We start from the raw sequence: 15,816 nt of genomic DNA, 5'->3' as shown, positions 1-15,816 counted from the left end.
CCTCGCCGATCCGGGCGGTTCCAAATTCGGCCGTGCATTCTTGTACGGCTGAGCCGACGGGGCACTCCCCCGCCCTTCTAGCGTGAAATCACGGGTGATTCGCCCGCCACGCCTCCAGAGGGGAACCCGATGAGCACCGCACCGAGCAGCACCCCGTCCACCGAGATCGCCGACGGGTCATCCGACCTCGAGCAGGCGCGTACGCCCAGGCGTCGCGGCACCGCCCGCGATCTCGCCCAGATCGCCGTGTTCACGGGTCTCATCGCCGCGCTCGGCCTGCCCGGCGCGCTCTACCTCGGCGGCACCGCGGTGCCGATCACGTTCCAGACGCTCGGCGTCATGCTCGCGGGCGCCATCCTCGGCGCGCGCAAGGGCTTCCTCTCGGTCCTGCTGCTGCTCGTGCTCGTCGCGGCCGGGCTGCCCCTGCTCTCGGGCGGCCGCGGCGGCCTCGGCGTCTTCGTCGGCCCGTCGGTCGGCTACCTCGCGGGCTGGCTCCTCGGCGTCGCCGTGATCGGCTGGGCGACCGCGCGCCTGCTCCCCCGCTACCGGGTCCTGCCCGCGCTCCTCTGGACGGCGCTCGGCGGCATCGTCGCGATCTACCTCGTCGGCGTGCCGGTGTTCGCCGCCATCACGGGCACCCCGCTCGGCGTCGCGATCGTCGGCTCCACGGCCTTCCTGCCGGGCGACGTGCTGAAGGTCGTCGTCACCGTGCTCGTCGCGAAGGGCGTGCACCGCGCCTGGCCGGGCCTCATCGAGCCCCGCACCTGGCCGTGGGCCCGCCGCGGCGCCGGCACCTCGGGCTCGGCGGTCGACGCCGCATGAGCGAATGGCTGCGGGGAGCGCCCGGCGCGCCCGCCCTCGTGTTCGGCGGCGACGTCGTACGCGTGGGCGAGCTCGCCGCGGCGGTCGCCGCAGCCGCGCTCCCGCAGGGCGACGGGCCCATCGGATGCCCCGCCGGCATGCCGCCCGCCCAGCTCATCACGACCGTGCTCGCCGCGCTCGAGCGCGGGCGGCCCGTGCTCGTCGGCGGCGACGCAGAGGAAGCCGCGCGACTCGAGGGCCGGCTCCCCGAGGGCACCGCACTCGCCCTGCGCACCTCGGGCTCCTCGGGCGGCGCCCCGACCGTCGTCGCCCGCACCGAGGAGTCGTGGCTCGCCTCGGCGGCGCCCCTCGCGGAGATCGCCGGCATCGGGGCATCCGACCGCGTCGCGATCACCGGCCCCCTGCACGTCTCGATGCACCTCTACGCGGCGCTGCACGCACTGTGGGCGGGAGCCTCGGTGGGCGACGGGCTGCGCGGGGCGAGCGTCGTGCACGCGACGCCCACGCGGCTCGCGCGGCTCCTCGACGACGGTCTCGAGGCGCGCACCGCCGTCGTCGCGGGTGCCGCGATGAGCGCGTCGGTTCGCGCGGCGGCAGGCGCCCGTCTCCGCGTGGTCGAGTACTACGGCGCCGCTGAGCTCTCGTTCGTCGCCGTGGGGCGCGGCGACGGGCTCGTACCGTTCCCCGGCGCCGAGCTCGAACTGCGCGATGCGCCCCGAGGGCGCGAGCTCTGGGTGCGATCGCCCTACCTCGCACTCGAGGCGATCGGCGGCGGGATGCTGCGTCGCGACGCCGCCGGCTACGCGACCGTCGGCGACCTCGCCGAGACCGCGCCCGACGGCCGCCTGCACGTGCTCGGACGCGGCGACGCGGCGATCACGACCGCCGGCGCGACGGTGCTCGCCGAGCACGTCGAGGCGGTGCTCACGGGGCTCCCCGGGGTCGCCGCGGCGGCCGTCGTGGGCGAGCCGCACGAGCTGCTCGGCGAGCGAGTGGTCGCCGTCGTCGAACTCGATCGGCTCTCCGTCGACGAGCCGGTGACCGACGGGCGCCTCGATGCCGCGCAGCAGGCGGTCGTCGACGCGGCCCGGGTCCGACTCGAGCCCGCCGAGCTGCCGCGCCGATGGTTCTTCCGCGCGGTGCCGCGCACCGACTCGGGCAAGGTCGCCCGGGGCGCCGTGCGTGCCGCGCTCGCGGCGGGCGGGCTCGACGGGGCGGCACGCTCCCGCTCCACCGAGCCCGACGCCGACGCGGATGCGCACGTCACCGCAGCCGCCGTCTCCTCCGCCCACTCGGCCGAGGGCATCATCGAAAGCGAGCCCGCATGACCGCCGCCCCCGTGCTCGTCGCCGCGCGACGCACCCCGATCGGCACCGCCGGCCGCGGCTTCGCCGGCCACTCCGTCGACGCACTCGCCGCGCCCGTGCTCGCCGCTGTGGCCGCCGAGGTCGCGCCGGCGGGCCTGCCGATCGACGACGTGGTGCTCGGCAACTGCATGGGCCCCGGCGGCGACCTCGCCCGGGTGGCGGCGCTCCGTGCCGGACTCGGCGCCTCGGTGCCCGGCGTCACGGTCGACCGCCAGTGCGGCTCGGGCCTCGACGCGGTCATGCAGGCGGCGTCGCGCGTGCGCGCCGGCGATGCCCGCCTCCTCATCGCGGGCGGTGCCGAGTCGGCGTCGACCGCGCCGCACCGGCTCTGGCCGAACAGCGGCGAGCGGTACACCCGCGCGCCGTTCGCACCGCTCGGCTTCGCCGACCCCGACATGGGCCCCGCCGCCGATCACCTCGCGGCCGTGCGCGGCATCACTCGCGACCGCCAGGACGCCTGGGCCGAGCGTTCCCACCGGCTCGCGCTCGCGGCGCAGCGCGCGGGCCGCTTCGACCGCGAACTCGTCGCGGTCGACGACCTCGCGAGCGACGACCGCCCCCGCGCGATGAGCGCCCCGCTCCTCGCACGGTTCGCCCCGGCGTTCGCCACCCTCGACGAGGCGTCGGGCTCCGGCACCGTCACCGCCGGCAACTCGTGCGGGTTCTCCGACGGCGCCGCCGCGATGGCCGTGACGCTGCCCGAGCTGGCCCGCGAGCTGGGCCTGCCCGCCCTGCGGGTGCGCGCCGCCGCGGTGTCGGCCGGCGACCCGGCACTGCCGGGGCTCGGCGCCGCCCCCGCGGCCGCGGCCGCCCTCGATCGCGCCGGGCTCACCGCCCGCGACCTCGGCTTCGTCGAGATCACCGAGGCCTTCGCCGCGCAGCTGCTCGCCGTGAGCGACGCGCTCGCGCTCGACGAGGGCGTCGTCAACACCGACGGCGGGGCCATCGCGCTCGGGCATCCGTGGGGGGCATCCGGCGCCGTGCTGCTCGTGCGCCTCGCCGCGCGCATGCTCGACGCCGACGACGACCGTCCGGGGCTCGCGGCCTGCTCGATCGGCGGCGGCCAGGGCATCGCCATGATCGTGGAGCGTGCAGCATGAGCCGCATCGAGTTCGACCGCGTCTCGCACGACTTCGGCGCCGAGCCGATCGTCGACGACGTCTCGCTGACGCTCACCGAGCACCGCGTCGGCGTCGTCGGCGCGAACGGCTCGGGCAAGTCGACGATCGCCCGCATGATCAACGGCCTCGTCACTCCGAAGTCGGGTGCGGTCGCCGTCGACGGCCTCGACGTGGCCCGCCGCGGCCGCGAGGTGCGCCGCCGCGTGGGATTCGTGTTCACGAACGCCGACAACCAGATCGTCATGCCCACCGTCAGGGAAGACGTCGCGTTCACCCTGCGACGGCACAAGCTGCCCGCCGAGGACGCCGCGGCGCGCGTCGAGGCGACGCTCGAGCGCTTCGGGCTGACGGCGCTCGCCGACCGGCCGGCGCACCGGCTCTCGGGCGGCCAGAAGCAGTTGCTGGCGCTCGCCTCGGTGCTCGTCGCGGACCCGGCGATCGTGGTCGCCGACGAGCCGACGACGCTCCTCGACGCCCGCAACGCGAGGCTCGTGGCCGAGCATTTCGCCGCGCTCGAGCAGCAGCTCGTCGTCGTCAGCCACCAGCTCGAACTGCTCGACGACTTCGACCGCGTGATCGTGATGGAGGCCGGCCGCGTCGTCGCCGACGACGCCCCCGGTCCCGCCCTCGCCGCCTACCGGGCACTGATCGGGTGAGCGTGACCGGATGATCGGCGTTTACCACCCCGGCGACTCGCTCGTGCACCGCACCCCCGCGCTCGTGAAGCTCGGGCTGCTCGCGGTGCTCGTGACCGTCGTCGCCCTGCAGAGCTCGCTCCTCGCGCTCGGCATCGCCGCCGGAGCGACGGCGCTGCTGTTCCTCCCCGCCCGGCTGCCGGTCGCGGCCGTCTGGGGGCAGATCGCCCCGATCCTGTGGGTGCTCGCCTTCGCGGTACCCGTGCAGTGGCTGTTCGCCGGCTGGGAGGCCGCGGCGACGATGGGACTGCGCCTGGTGATCGCGGTCGCCCTTGCAGCGCTCTACACGCTCACAACGCCGGTGACGGCGACGCTCGACGCGATGCAGACCCTGCTGCGCCCGTTCCGGCGCTGGATCGACGCAGACCGGGTCGGCCTCGCCCTCGCCCTCGCGATCCGCTGCGTGCCGCTCCTCGCCGACATCGTGCGCGAGGTGCTCGAGGCCCGCAAGGCCCGCGGCGCCGAGGGCTCGATCGTCGCGCTCGCGGTGCCGGTCATCGTGCGCGCCCTGCAGACCGCCGATCACCTCGGCGAGGCGCTCATCGCCCGCGGCTTCGACGACTGAGGCGGGCGCTCGGGTCGTGCCGCCTCCACCGTTCCGGCGCGAACGGGAGTACAGTTCACCTCACTCGGAGGGGCGACATGGACTGGACCGGTTGGCTGACACTCGTCGTACTGCTCGCCGCCTGGTGCGTCGGCCAATGGCTGTTCACCCGGCACCGCGGCACCACCCGCCCTCGCCCGCCCGGCGACGACGGATCGGGCGTGGCGAATTCGGTCGACGTCGAACGAGAGAAGTCGATGCGGCAGTTTCGCGGCACCATCATTCCGTGATCCGCGCGGGCAGCCGCGGCCGGCCGATCAGGAAAAGAAAAACCCCGATCCTGGCGAGAGGATCGGGGCTTTCAGTGCACCCCCAGGGACTTGAACCCTGAACCCACTGATTAAGAGTCAGTTGCTCTGCCGATTGAGCTAGAGGTGCGTGATCCGGACGTTTTTTTCACAACCCGAACCGAGCGACAACGTTACCAGTCCTTCGAGCGCTGCGCCAATCGAGTCTCCCACGGCGTGTCGCCGACCGCCACAGATAGCCTGTTCCGGTGACCGCCTACGCCGATGATCTCGCCCTCGCACTCGAACTCGCCGACCTCGCCGACGCCGTCGCGCTCGCCCGGTTCCGCGCCGCCGACCTGTCGATCTCGACGAAGCCCGACCGCAGCTTCGTGACGGAGGCCGACCTCGCCGTCGAGCGGGCCATCCGCGATCGCCTCGCCGAGGCGCGCCCGGCCGACGGCATCCTCGGCGAGGAGTTCGGCACCGAGGGCGACGCCTCGCGCCAGTGGATCATCGACCCCATCGACGGCACCTCGAATTTCATGCGCGGCGTCCCCGTCTGGGGCGCGCTCATCTCGCTCGCAGTCGACGGCGTGCCGGTCGTCGGCGTCGCCTCCTCCCCCGCGATGGGTCGCCGCTGGTGGGCTGCCGCAGGCGGCGGTGCCTTCACCACGGATGCCCCGGGCGCCGAGCCGCGTCGCATCTCCGTGTCATCCGTGGCCGAGCTCGGCGACGCCTCGCTGAGCTTCCAGAGCATCGCCCAGTGGCGCGACGCCGGGTACCTCGATCGCCTGCTCGGGCTCGCCGAGCAGGTCTGGCGAGACCGGGCCTACGGCGACCTGTGGTCGTACATGCTGCTCGCCGAGGGCCTCATCGACATCACGGGCGAGTTCGACGTGAAGCCGTACGACCTCGCCGCCCTGGTACCGATCGTCGAGGAGGCCGGCGGCCGGTTCACGTCGATCGCGGGCGAGCCGGGGCCATGGCACGGCAGCGCCCTCGCGACGAACGGGCTGCTGCACGACACCGTCCTCGACGCACTCGCCGACCGGGACTGACCCCGGTGGAACTCTGCATCTTCACCGAGCCCCAGCAGGGCGCCGGCTACGACGAGCAGCTCGCCCAGGCGCAGGCGGCCGAACGGCTCGGCTTCGACGGCTGGTTCCGCTCTGACCACCTCCTGCGCATGGGCGCGGGCGACCCGATGCCGGGCCCGAGCGACGCGTGGACGACGCTCGCCGGGCTCGCGCGCGAGACGAGCCGGATCCGCCTCGGCACGCTCGTGTCGTCGGCGACGTTCCGCCACCCCTCGCTTCTCGCCATCCAGGTCGCGCAGGTCGACGCGATGTCGGGCGGCCGTGTCGAACTCGGCCTCGGCACCGGATGGTTCGCCGAGGAGCACACGGCCTACGGGCTGCCGTTCCCGCCGAAGCGCTTCGACCTCTTCGAGGAGCAGCTCGAGGTGATCACGGGGCTCTGGTCGACGCCGGTCGGCGAGCACTTCGACTTCGCCGGAGAGCACTACACCCTGAGCGGCTCGCCCGCGCTGCCGAAGCCCGTGCAGCAGCGGGTGCCCGTCATCATCGGCGGCGCCGGACCGCGACGCACGCCGCAGCTCGCGGCGCGGTTCGCGACCGAGTTCAACCTCGGGTTCCGTTCGGAGGACGAGATCGCCCGCGCCTTCGACGGGGTGCGCCGCGCGTGCGAGGAGGTCGACCGCGACCCCGCGACCCTCTCGACCTCGGTCGCGCTGCCGACCGTCGTCGCCGCAAACGATCGCGACTACCTGCGACGGCTCGCCGCGATCGACGAGAACCCCGCCGGGTTCGCCGAGGTCAACATCGCGGGCTCCCCCGAGGCCGCCGTCGAGAAGCTGCTGCGACTGCACGAGCTCGGCGCCGATCGGGTGTACCTGCAGCTCGTCGACCTCCGCGACCTCGACCACCTCGAGCTGATCGCGGCCGAGGTGGTGCCGGCGCTCCGCGCGGCGCTCTGACGGCGTCGGCGAGGCGGGATGCCTCGTGTCGGTGCCGCTCGATAGGCTGACCGCGATCCCTCGACGACACCGGGCCGGCAGGCCCTCGATCGTCGCTGCCCGGCGGCGCGATCCCGCGCGCCCCGACCTCGAGGCGGATCAGACCCGAACCGACCCGAATGACCGAAAGGCCACCACGTGAACTCCACCTCGCGCCGCGCGCTCACCCGCATCGCCGTCGCCGTCACCGCGATCGCCGTCGCCGTCCCCCTCACGGGCTGCAGCATCGTCCGCGACGTGCTGGGCGGCCCCGCCCCGCAGCCCGAGCGCGACGAGACGACGCAGGAGATCGTCGCGGAGGGCGACGCCGACGTCTTCGCCATCCGGGTCGGCGACTGCCTGAACGAGGCGACCGCCGAGACGGTGAGCGAGGTGCCGGTGGTGCCGTGCGACACGGCGCACGACGAGGAGGTCTTCTCCGACTTCACGATCGCCGGCACCGAGTACCCGGGCGACGAGGCCGTGCAGACCCAGGCCGACGAGGGCTGCTACGCCCAGTTCGCCGAGTTCGTCGGGCTCGCGTACGAGGAGTCGACGCTCGAGTTCTACGCCTACCGGCCCACCGAGGACAGCTGGACGCAGCTCGACGACCGCGTCGTCTCGTGCATGATCTACGACCCGGCCGGCCAGACCACCGGCACGCTCGCGGGCGCAGCCCGCTGATCGGTTCGAGGATGCCGCGTGGTCGATCGGTGATCGGCCACGCGGCATCCTCGTCTCGTCGTGGCCCCCGTCACGAGCGCCGGGGGCGCGATGCACGGCGGCTCAGTGCGACGCCGATGAGGCAGAGCGCGCCGCCCACCATGCCGAGCACCGTCGGCAGCTCGCCGAGCAGCGCCCAGCTCAGCAGCACGACGATCGCCGGCACCGCGAGGGTCGCCGAGGCGGTGACGCCGGCCGGGCTCCGCTTCAGCACGTACGCCCAGAGCAGGAACGCGACCGCCGACGGGAAGATGCCGAGGTAGACCATCGCCCAGACGGCCGGAGCGGGCGCCGCGCCGACCTCGACGACCGTCTGCGGCAGGAACGGCAGCAGCACGGCCGCGCCGATCGCGCAGCCCACCCACGTCGCGCTCAGCGCATCGGCCTCGCGGAGCGCGACCTTCTGCACGAGCACGCCGAGCGCGTAGAGCACGGCGGCGAGCACGCCGAGAGCGATCCCGAACACGTCGGCGTGTGCGCCCACCCCGCCGGTCGCGATGATCACGACGCCGGCGAATGCGACGAGCAGGCCGACGACGAGCGAACGCGGGAACCCCTCCTTGAGGAACACCCCCGCCGCGACGGCGACGAGGAGCGGTGCGATGTTCACGAGCATCGCCGCCGTGCCCGCGTCGAGGTGGCGTTCGGCGAGGTTCAGCACGAGCGTGTACCCGGCGAACCAGAGCACCCCGTAGACGGCGACCAGTACGAGCGTGCGTCCGCGCGGCAGCGGCGGTCGCCGGATGAGGGCGACGGCGACGAGGGCCGCGGTGCCGACGAGCTGGCGACCGAGCGCGAGCGGGCCGGGCGAGATCGCATCGCCGACGAAGCGGATCGCGATGAACGCCGAGGCCCACAGCACGAGCACCACGAGCATCGCGCCGAGCACTTTCCAGCGGGTCGCGGAGGCCTCGGGAGCGGCCGGCGCCGCGACCGGCGTGGCCGTCGCCGCCGCGGGCGTCATGGGAGTCGGGGTCGAGATCGTGTCGGCGGGTTCTGGGGTGGTGCGTGGCATCCCCCCAGCCTGACGGGAACCTCACGACAGCACAAGTGAACGATGCTTGGCTTCGATTCAGCAGAACTGTACGATTGAGGAATGGTCGACCCTCACCGACTCCAGATCTTCCGGGCCGTCGTGCAGACCGGCTCGATCAACCGCGCCGCCGAGCGGCTCGGTTACACGCCCTCGGCCGTCAGCCAGCACGTCAGTGCACTGCAGCGCGAGACCGGGCTCACGCTCGTCGAACGGCGCGGGCGCGGGATCGTGCCGACCTCCGCGGGTGTGGCCGTCGCCGACCGGGCGGCGCGCGTGCTCAACCACCTGGCCGACTTCGACGGCGCGCTCGACGACCTGCGCGCCGGCCGCAGCGGCACGCTCCGCATCAGCTCGTTCATGTCGGCCAACCGCGCGTGGCTGCCGGCGATCGTGGCCGAGCTCAGCCGCGAGTTCCCCCTCCTGCGTCTCGAGCTCAGCATGCTCGAGCGACCTGGGCGGCCGGCGGGCGAACCCGACCTCGAGCTCTACGTGGCGGAGTCGGTGCGCGGCGACCGCGACCCGGCCATCGCCGACGGCTCACCCGACGGCTACGACCTCGAAGAGCTCCGCACCGAGGGTTACGTCGTCGTCATGCCGGCCGGGCACCCGCTCGCCGGGCACCCGACGGTCGACCTCGCCGAGCTCAGCGGCGACCCGTGGATCGACAACGACGACAGCCACGGCACGTGCCGCGAGATCATCGTCTCGGCCTGCGCGGCGCTCGGATTCGCCCCGAGGTTCCGCCTGCACGCACCCGACTACACGAGCGCCTTCGACTACGTCTCGCACGGGGTCGGCGTCACGGTGCTGCCTCGCCTCGGGGCGATCGACCTGCCCGCAGGTGTCGTGATGCGGCCGATCACCGACGAGGCCGCGAGGCGGCGCATCATGCTGCGGGTGAAGCGGTCGATGCGCACGCACCCCGCGGTCGAACGGGCGACCGCCCGCCTCCGGGCGGTCGCGGCGGGCTGATCGGCGGCTGACGGGTCGCGCGGCGCATCGGCGCGATGCCGAGGACGTTCCGAACCTCGGCGGCGACGCCCGCTCAGTCGCGCCGCAGTCGCTCCTCGGCCGCGCCGCAGTCGCCCCTCAGGGCCGCAGCGTCGGCAGCGGGCCGCCGCCGCGGGCATCCGCCCAGAGGTCGACGCCGGCGTCGCCCGCGAAGCGGTCGATCTCCGCGAGCTCCTCGGCGTCGAACTCGAGCCCGTCGAGCGCCGCGACGTTCTCCTCGAGCTGGGCGACGCTCGACGCGCCGATCACGAGGCTCGTGACGCGCTCGTCGCGCAGCGCCCAGGCGAGCGCGAGCTGCGCCAGCGACTGGCCGCGCCGTTCGGCGATCGCCGCAAGGCCCCGGAGACGGTCGAGCGTCTCGTCGGAGAGCATGCCGCGGTCGAGCGATCCGTCGCTCGCGGCGCGAGAGCCCTCGGGGATGCCGCCGAGGTACTTGCCCGTCAGCAGGCCCTGGGCGAGAGCGGTGAAGCCGATCACGCCGAAGCCGTCGGCGGCGGCCGCGTCGAGCAGCCCCTCGGTCTCGATCCACCGGTTGAGCATCGAGTACGAGGGCTGGTGGATGGTGAGCGGGGTGCCGCGCTCGGCGAGCAGCCGGGCGAGCTCGCGCGACGGCTCGGCGCCGTACGAGGAGATGCCGACGTAGAGCGCCTTGCCCGATCGCACGATGTGGTCGAGCGCGGCCGCCGTCTCCTCGAGCGGCGTGCCCGGGTCGGGGCGGTGCGAGTAGAAGATGTCGACGTAGTCGAGGCCGAGGCGGGCGAGCGACTGGTCGAGGCTCGAGACCAGGTACTTGCGGCTCGCGCCGGCCCCGTAGGGCCCAGGCCACATGTCCCAGCCGGCCTTCGTCGAGACGACGATCTCGTCGCGGTACGGGGCGAGGTCGCTCGCGAGCAGGCGCCCGAAGTTCGCCTCGGCGGCGCCGTAGGGCGGCCCGTAGTTGTTGGCGAGGTCGAAGTGGGTGATGCCGAGGTCGAACGCGCGTCGCACGATCGCCCGCTGCCCGTCGAGCGCGCGGTCGTCGCCGAAGTTCTGCCAGAGCCCGAGCGAGAGCAGCGGAAGCCGGAGACCGGAGCGCCCGGTGCTGCGGTAGGGCATGCGGTCGTAGCGGGCGGGGTCGGCGAGGTAGGGCATGCGCCAATGCTAGCCAGCCGCGCCGCACCCGTAGGCCGCGCCGGGCGCCGCGTCGAGGCGCGGACTCGACGCCGTGTCGAACCGTCGCCGCGAACTTCACCATGACGGCCATTCCGGCGACTCACCGCGGCTGGCAGGATCTTCTTCCATCGCGACGCGATCCCCCGGCGACGCGAAGGCCCGACGAAGGATCCGATGATGGACGAGCTCCAGCCCACCCCGTGGTACTGCCCCGACGGCGACTGCGACTACTGCGGCGGTGCGTTCACCGACTGACGCGGGCGGCGCCGGCGATCCGGCGGAGCATCGGCACGACCTCCACGCGGAGGCCCCAGGGCACGCGCGCGCATGCGCATGCGTATACCGGCCACGCCCACGGGCGACGACGACGAATCCACAACGTGCGACAACGACCTGGGTGGTGGAGATGGGGGGAATTGAACCCCCGTCCATCGCTGAGTTTCCACGCCTTCTCCGGGCGCATCCTGTGAAGGCGTTCTACTCGGCCCCGACCTTTGCCACAGGCACCTAGGTCGACGGGCCCAGCCTGAAAGAGTCCCGCACGTCGCTCAGGCGACGACGCGCAGCAAGTTCCCTCAATGACGCCAGCGACCGGGGCGGGAACACACCCGGGCTGACGGACTATCGGGCTCGCTTAGGCAGCGAGGGCGAAGTCAGACTGCTTCTTATTGGCAGTTATTGGTTTGCAGAGATCGTTTACGAGATAACCCTGCATCCTCGGCCCGCTTCTCGTGGGTACGCAGACGATGTCGAAACCGATCATCCCCATGTGACGTCGAAGAATTCGACGGGCCGTTGTCGCACGCTGTGGAGTTCTCAAGATCGGGCGAACCCGATTCACGGCGAGCATTCACCTCTCGATGACCGCCCGGCCCTACAGTCTAGAACAGGCGCGTCCGCTCCGCCATTCCCGAGCGGGCATCTGGAGGACTCTGTGGCAACCGTCATCGCCGTGCGCGGCACCGCCGAAGAACGCATCGACCCCGAACTGGGCGCCGTGGCGCTCACGGTCGGCGTCTCCGAACCCGATCGCGACACCGCACTCGCACGCACGACCGAGGCGCGCGAGCGCCTGATCGCCGACATCCGCGCGCTCGAGGCCGCAGGCGTCCTCGACACCTGGTCGGCCGGCCAGCTGCGGGTCTGGTCGCACCGCCCGTGGAACAACGAGGGCAAGCAGCTGCCGCTCGTGCATCAGACGAGCGCCGAGGTCGAGATCGTCTTCACCGACCTCGAGCGGCTCGGCGAATGGGTGAGCGGCGCCGGCATCGGCGAGACCGTCGCGATCGGCGGCATCGACTGGCGACTGACGGATGCCTCGCGCCGACGCGTGCAGGAGCTCGCCCAGCGGGCGGCCGTCGCCGATGCGCTCGAGAAGGCCCGCGTGTACGCCTCGGCGCTGGGCCTCGGCGCGCCCGTGCCGGTCGAGCTGGCCGACACCGGCCTGCTCACGGCGCACCCGGCGCCGCAGCCCCGGGGCGAGCGGATGTTCGCCATGGCGGCCTCGGCCGACATGGGCGGCGGCACGGGCGCCGAGTTCGCCCCCGCGAAGCTCGTGATCGAGGCCTCGGTCGAGGCGCGCTTCGAGGCCGTGGCGGTCTGACCCTCGGGTCAGCGCACCTCGACGAGCAGGGTCTCGAGCGCGGCGAGTTCGCCGAGTTCCAGGCCCGAGGCGAGCAGGTACTCGCGGGTCGAGCCGTGCGCCCGCTCGACGGTGTCGAGCACGCCCTCGATGGCCTCGCGCGGGCTGCCGCCCATGAGGGTGCGCAGCTCGGGGGTGTCGGCCACCCCGTACCGACCGATCATCTCGACCATCTCCTCGAGCCACTCGCCCGCGAGGTTCGCCTCGGTGCGGGCATAGTCGTCGATGACCGACTCTCGGTCGACGCCGACGGCCATCAGCGTGAGCGCGACGACGATGCCCGTGCGGTCCTTTCCGGCGGTGCAGTGCACGACCACGGCGCGGTCGCCCGCACTCGCGATCTCGCGCAGCGCCGAGACGACGACGCTCGCATGCTGGGTGACGATGCGCTCGTAGAGCGCCTCGAGCGAGATGCCCCCCGCACCCTGCGACGCGCCGGAGCCCTCGAAGACGGGCAGCCGCAGCACCTCGACCTCGAGGCCGTCGAGGTCGTCGGGCATCATCTTCGCCTCGTTGTCGTCGCGCAGGTCGATCACGATGCCGACGCCGAGCTGGCGCAGCTCGGACTTGCCCGCCTCGCCCAGTCGGTACAGCCCGTCGGAGCGGTAGAGCACGCCGTCTCGCACCACGCCGCCACGCGCGGGCAGCCCGCCGACGTCGCGGAAGTTGAACGTACCGGGAACGGGGATGCGGGACTGCGTCTTCATCGAGCCGAGCCTACCGCGCACCGCCCTCGGCGAAGCTGAGCAGTCGCCCCGAGGTGACGGCTACTCGCCGAGGTTCTTGCGGCTCGACATCGCCCGGTCGGCCTCGCGCTTGTCCTGCCGCTCGCGCAGCGCCTGGCGCTTGTCGTACTCGCGCTTGCCCTTCGCGACCGCGAGTTCGACCTTCGCGCGGCCGTCCTTGAAGTACAGCGACAGCGGGACGAGCGTGTAGCCGCCCTCCTTCGTCTTGTGGCTGATCTTCACGATCTCCTGCTTGTGCAGCAGCAGCTTGCGCTTGCGTCGCGGGGCGTGGTTGTTCCAGGTGCCCTCGGTGTACTCGGGGATGTGCACCGCGTCGAGCCAGAGCTCGCCGCCGTCGATGAACGCGTAGCCGTCGACGAGCGAGGCACGACCCTGCCTGAGCGACTTCACCTCGGTGCCCGAGAGCACGATGCCGGCCTCGTAGGTGTCCTCGATCGTGTAGTCGTGGCGCGCCTTGCGGTTGGTCGCCACCACCTTCTGACCGCTTTCCCTGGGCACGGCTGGCTCCTTCGATTCGATTCACGGATGCCCCGGGGCATCCGAGACAGCCGTTCAGTCTAGCCCGTTCCGTCAGACCTTCAGGTAGCGGGTGATCGCGATGCCCGCGGAGGCCGCGGCGAGCAGCACGCCGACGACGACGAGCAGGGGCACCACGAGCAGCGCGTCGCTGAGGCTCACGAAGGTGAACGAGAGGTTCTCGGCGAGGTAGCCCTGCACGAAGAGCTGCACGATCGCCACGACCGCACCGCCCGCGAGGAGCGACCCGATGAGGCCGGCGAAGACGCCCTCCAGCACGAACGGCGTCTGGATGAACCGGTTCGATGCGCCGACGAGCCGCATGATGCCGAGCTCGCGACGTCTCGAGAACGCCGAGAGCCTGATCGTCGTCGCGATGAGCAGCGCCGCGGCCACGAGCATCACGACCGCGACCGCGATCGCGGTGTAGCTCGCCGTGTTCAGGGCGTCGAAGATCGGGTCGAGGTAGCGGCGTTGGTCGACGACCTGCTCGACGCCCTCCTTGCCCGCGAGGCTCTCGATGATGACATCGGACTGCGAGGGGTCGACGAGGTTCACCCAGAACGCCTCGGGCAGCACCTCGGGCGTGACGTAGTCGGCCGACGGCGTGCCCTCGAACTGCTCCTGGAAGTTCTCGTACGCCTGCTCGTGGTCCTCGAAGTAGAACTCGTCGATGAACGGCGCGAGGGTGTCGCTCTCGAGCTGCGCCTCGACGGCGGCCTTCTGCTCTTCACTGGCCTCGCCGGCGACGCAGCCCTCGGCGGTCGACAGTTCGGTGCAGAGGTAGACGGCGACCTGGGCGCGGTCGTACCAGAAGCCCTTCATCTGGGCGATCTGCAGCTGCAGGAGCGCCGCGGTGCCGACGAAGGTGAGCGAGATGAAGGTGACGAGCACGACCGACACCACCATCGAGGCGTTGCGACGCAGGCCGTTGGCCGCCTCGCCGAGCACGAGACCGAGCCTCATTTCGTCGGCCCCACTTCCTGGTCGTCATCGCCTTCCCGGGGGCCTCCCGGGGCCCTGAGCCCGAGGCGTTCGGCGAGGGTCAGATGTTCGGATGCCGCGGGCTTGCCGCCGCCCTTCGGCGCGAGCTTCTCGGGGTCGACCACGATCGCCCCGGTCGCGGCCTTCGTGATCTCGGCGGCCGCCTCGGTGACCTCGTCGGTCGCCTCTGGCTCGACGTAGAGCGGTTCGGCGTCGCGCATGACCTCGGGAGTGACCTTCGGCGCGGCGTGGCCCGTCGCGCTCATCGAGCCGGCGGCCGCCACGGCGCCGGCCGCGGCGGCCTCGTCGCCGCCCGTGGCATCCGTCTCGTCGGGCTCGCCGGCGGGCTCGCCCGAGCCGTCGCCCGTCTCGGGCACGTAGTCGATGTCGCGGACGGTCTGGCCGTCGTAGCCGGCGCTGCGCTCGTCGCGCACGATGTCGCCGGCCGAGAGCTCGATGACGCGGCGGCGCATCTGGTCGACGATGCCGGCCTCGTGCGTGGCCATGACGACCGTCGTGCCGCCCGCGTTGATGCGCTCGAGGAGCGTCATGATGCCCGCGCTCGTCACCGGGTCGAGGTTGCCGGTCGGCTCGTCGGCGAGCAGGATCTGCGGCTTGTTGACGATCGCCCGGGCGATCGCGACGCGCTGCTGCTCACCGCCCGAGAGCTCGTGCGGCATGCGCTTGGCCTTGCCGTCGAGGCCGACGAGCTTCAGCGTCTCGGGCACCGCCGACTGGATGAAGCCGCGCGACTTGCCGATGACCCGCAGGGTGAACGCGACGTTCTCGAAGACCGACTTGTTGGGCAGCAGCCGGAAGTCCTGGAAGACGACGCCGAGGTCGCGCCGGAAGTACGGCACCTTGCGCGTCGAGATCTTGCCGAGGTCCTGCCCGAGCACGTGGATCTGCCCCTTCGTCGGCTTCTCCTCCTTGAGGATCAGCCGGAGGAAGCTGGACTTGCCGGAGCCCGATGCGCCCACGAGGAAGACGAACTCGCCACGCAGGATCTCGACCCCGATGTCGTTCAGGGCGGGCCTCGATTGGCCGGAGTAGGACTTGGTGACGGAGTCGAAGCGGATCATCGTGTTCGAGCCTAGGCAGGGCGAACCCAAAAGTGGGCAGCGACACCGGGAATCGGTGCCGCCGCCCACCG

At 72.4% G+C, this 15,816-nt stretch carries 17 protein-coding genes, 1 tRNA gene and 1 other RNA gene; 11 read left to right on the top strand and 8 right to left on the bottom strand.

Annotated features, from left to right (window positions below):
- The first annotated feature begins 129 nt into the window (after positions 1 to 129).
- The 6 genes from ACFVTR_RS16470 (at position 130) to ACFVTR_RS16445 (ending at position 4,839) form a co-directional block, all read left to right on the top strand.
- A complete protein-coding gene (locus ACFVTR_RS16470) occupies positions 130 to 822 on the top strand; it encodes a biotin transporter BioY (protein WP_387039037.1) in 693 nt (230 codons plus the stop codon).
- Positions 819 to 2,150, top strand: coding sequence for a hypothetical protein (locus ACFVTR_RS16465; RefSeq protein WP_387039035.1), 1,332 nt, complete (start codon positions 819 to 821; stop codon positions 2,148 to 2,150). The genes ACFVTR_RS16470 and ACFVTR_RS16465 overlap by 4 nt, the downstream gene beginning before the upstream one ends.
- On the top strand, positions 2,147 to 3,289 hold the full coding sequence (locus tag ACFVTR_RS16460) for a thiolase family protein (protein ID WP_387039034.1): 1,143 nt from the start codon (positions 2,147 to 2,149) through the stop codon (positions 3,287 to 3,289). Before ACFVTR_RS16465 ends, ACFVTR_RS16460 begins: the two co-directional genes overlap by 4 nt.
- Positions 3,286 to 3,966 carry an energy-coupling factor ABC transporter ATP-binding protein gene (locus tag ACFVTR_RS16455; protein ID WP_387039032.1) on the top strand — a complete coding sequence of 227 codons (681 nt, stop codon included), beginning with the start codon at positions 3,286 to 3,288 and terminating at the stop codon, positions 3,964 to 3,966. The genes ACFVTR_RS16460 and ACFVTR_RS16455 overlap by 4 nt, the downstream gene beginning before the upstream one ends.
- A 10-nt stretch (positions 3,967 to 3,976) precedes the next feature.
- A complete protein-coding gene (locus ACFVTR_RS16450; protein ID WP_387039030.1) occupies positions 3,977 to 4,570 on the top strand; it encodes an energy-coupling factor transporter transmembrane component T family protein in 594 nt (197 codons plus the stop codon).
- Positions 4,571 to 4,647: 77 nt separating this feature from the next.
- Positions 4,648 to 4,839 carry a hypothetical protein gene (locus ACFVTR_RS16445; protein ID WP_387039027.1) on the top strand — a complete coding sequence of 64 codons (192 nt, stop codon included), beginning with the start codon at positions 4,648 to 4,650 and terminating at the stop codon, positions 4,837 to 4,839.
- 75 nt (positions 4,840 to 4,914) lie between these two features.
- On the opposite strand, the gene ACFVTR_RS16440 is transcribed toward ACFVTR_RS16445, so the two are convergent.
- A tRNA-Lys gene (locus ACFVTR_RS16440) sits at positions 4,915 to 4,987 on the bottom strand.
- A gap of 118 nt (positions 4,988 to 5,105) precedes the next feature.
- On the opposite strand from ACFVTR_RS16440, the gene ACFVTR_RS16435 reads away from it, so the two are divergent.
- From ACFVTR_RS16435 to ACFVTR_RS16425, 3 genes are all read left to right on the top strand, one after another.
- Positions 5,106 to 5,897: an inositol monophosphatase family protein gene (locus ACFVTR_RS16435; RefSeq protein WP_387039025.1), complete on the top strand. Its 792-nt coding sequence runs from the start codon at positions 5,106 to 5,108 to the stop codon at positions 5,895 to 5,897.
- A gap of 5 nt (positions 5,898 to 5,902) precedes the next feature.
- Positions 5,903 to 6,835, top strand: a complete 933-nt coding sequence (locus ACFVTR_RS16430) for an LLM class F420-dependent oxidoreductase (protein ID WP_387039024.1) — start codon at positions 5,903 to 5,905, stop codon at positions 6,833 to 6,835.
- Positions 6,836 to 7,012: 177 nt separating this feature from the next.
- Positions 7,013 to 7,537, top strand: coding sequence for a septum formation family protein (locus ACFVTR_RS16425; RefSeq protein ID WP_387039022.1), 525 nt, complete (start codon positions 7,013 to 7,015; stop codon positions 7,535 to 7,537).
- A 70-nt stretch (positions 7,538 to 7,607) separates the two neighbouring features.
- On the opposite strand, the gene ACFVTR_RS16420 is transcribed toward ACFVTR_RS16425, so the two are convergent.
- Positions 7,608 to 8,591, bottom strand: a complete 984-nt coding sequence (locus ACFVTR_RS16420) for a DMT family transporter (protein ID WP_387039020.1) — start codon at positions 8,589 to 8,591, stop codon at positions 7,608 to 7,610.
- 81 nt (positions 8,592 to 8,672) lie between these two features.
- Here ACFVTR_RS16420 and ACFVTR_RS16415 point away from each other — a divergent pair, with 81 nt between their 5' ends.
- Positions 8,673 to 9,584 carry a LysR family transcriptional regulator gene (locus ACFVTR_RS16415; RefSeq protein ID WP_387039018.1) on the top strand — a complete coding sequence of 304 codons (912 nt, stop codon included), beginning with the start codon at positions 8,673 to 8,675 and terminating at the stop codon, positions 9,582 to 9,584.
- A gap of 117 nt (positions 9,585 to 9,701) precedes the next feature.
- On the opposite strand, the gene mgrA is transcribed toward ACFVTR_RS16415, so the two are convergent.
- Positions 9,702 to 10,754 carry an L-glyceraldehyde 3-phosphate reductase gene (mgrA, locus tag ACFVTR_RS16410; RefSeq protein ID WP_387039016.1) on the bottom strand — a complete coding sequence of 351 codons (1,053 nt, stop codon included), beginning with the start codon at positions 10,752 to 10,754 and terminating at the stop codon, positions 9,702 to 9,704.
- A 419-nt stretch (positions 10,755 to 11,173) separates the two neighbouring features.
- Positions 11,174 to 11,542: a transfer-messenger RNA gene (gene ssrA / locus ACFVTR_RS16405) on the bottom strand.
- A 167-nt stretch (positions 11,543 to 11,709) separates the two neighbouring features.
- Here ssrA and ACFVTR_RS16400 point away from each other — a divergent pair.
- Complete coding sequence (locus ACFVTR_RS16400) at positions 11,710 to 12,378, top strand: SIMPL domain-containing protein (protein ID WP_387039014.1); 669 nt, start codon at positions 11,710 to 11,712, stop codon at positions 12,376 to 12,378.
- Positions 12,379 to 12,386: 8 nt separating this feature from the next.
- Here the strand turns inward: ACFVTR_RS16400 and ACFVTR_RS16395 are convergent, their stop codons facing one another.
- From ACFVTR_RS16395 to ftsE, 4 genes are all read right to left on the bottom strand, one after another.
- A complete protein-coding gene (locus tag ACFVTR_RS16395) occupies positions 12,387 to 13,124 on the bottom strand; it encodes a tyrosine-protein phosphatase (RefSeq protein ID WP_376947662.1) in 738 nt (245 codons plus the stop codon).
- A 60-nt stretch (positions 13,125 to 13,184) separates the two neighbouring features.
- On the bottom strand, positions 13,185 to 13,661 hold the full coding sequence (gene smpB, locus ACFVTR_RS16390; RefSeq protein WP_376947660.1) for an SsrA-binding protein SmpB: 477 nt from the start codon (positions 13,659 to 13,661) through the stop codon (positions 13,185 to 13,187).
- A gap of 72 nt (positions 13,662 to 13,733) precedes the next feature.
- Positions 13,734 to 14,645, bottom strand: a complete 912-nt coding sequence (gene ftsX, locus ACFVTR_RS16385; protein WP_376947658.1) for a permease-like cell division protein FtsX — start codon at positions 14,643 to 14,645, stop codon at positions 13,734 to 13,736.
- Positions 14,642 to 15,745, bottom strand: a complete 1,104-nt coding sequence (gene ftsE / locus ACFVTR_RS16380) for a cell division ATP-binding protein FtsE (protein ID WP_387039009.1) — start codon at positions 15,743 to 15,745, stop codon at positions 14,642 to 14,644. The genes ftsX and ftsE overlap by 4 nt, the downstream gene beginning before the upstream one ends.
- Positions 15,746 to 15,816 lie beyond the last annotated feature (71 nt).

This window comes from Agromyces sp. NPDC058126 (assembly GCF_042884595.1).
In the GTDB taxonomy this organism is placed as follows: Bacteria; Actinomycetota; Actinomycetes; order Actinomycetales; family Microbacteriaceae; genus Agromyces.
The sequence above is the reverse complement of the archived record's forward strand: the minus strand, read 5'-3'. Positions and strand labels throughout refer to the sequence as shown.

Bases quoted from the DNA above. Each gene is read 5' to 3' on its own strand.
- ACFVTR_RS16460 (WP_387039034.1), top strand. From the start codon at position 2,147: ATGACCGCCGCCCCCGTGCTCGTCGCCGCGCGACGCACCCCGATCGGC.
- ftsX (WP_376947658.1), bottom strand. From the start codon at position 14,645: ATGAGGCTCGGTCTCGTGCTCGGCGAGGCGGCCAACGGCCTGCGTCGC.
- ACFVTR_RS16455 (WP_387039032.1), top strand. From the start codon at position 3,286: ATGAGCCGCATCGAGTTCGACCGCGTCTCGCACGACTTCGGCGCCGAG.
- mgrA (WP_387039016.1), bottom strand. From the start codon at position 10,754: ATGCCCTACCTCGCCGACCCCGCCCGCTACGACCGCATGCCCTACCGC.
- ACFVTR_RS16465 (WP_387039035.1), top strand. From the start codon at position 819: ATGAGCGAATGGCTGCGGGGAGCGCCCGGCGCGCCCGCCCTCGTGTTC.
- ACFVTR_RS16450 (WP_387039030.1), top strand. From the start codon at position 3,977: ATGATCGGCGTTTACCACCCCGGCGACTCGCTCGTGCACCGCACCCCC.
- ACFVTR_RS16445 (WP_387039027.1), top strand. From the start codon at position 4,648: ATGGACTGGACCGGTTGGCTGACACTCGTCGTACTGCTCGCCGCCTGG.
- ACFVTR_RS16420 (WP_387039020.1), bottom strand. From the start codon at position 8,591: ATGCCACGCACCACCCCAGAACCCGCCGACACGATCTCGACCCCGACT.
- ftsE (WP_387039009.1), bottom strand. From the start codon at position 15,745: ATGATCCGCTTCGACTCCGTCACCAAGTCCTACTCCGGCCAATCGAGG.
- ACFVTR_RS16470 (WP_387039037.1), top strand. From the start codon at position 130: ATGAGCACCGCACCGAGCAGCACCCCGTCCACCGAGATCGCCGACGGG.
- ACFVTR_RS16415 (WP_387039018.1), top strand. From the start codon at position 8,673: ATGGTCGACCCTCACCGACTCCAGATCTTCCGGGCCGTCGTGCAGACC.
- ACFVTR_RS16395 (WP_376947662.1), bottom strand. From the start codon at position 13,124: ATGAAGACGCAGTCCCGCATCCCCGTTCCCGGTACGTTCAACTTCCGC.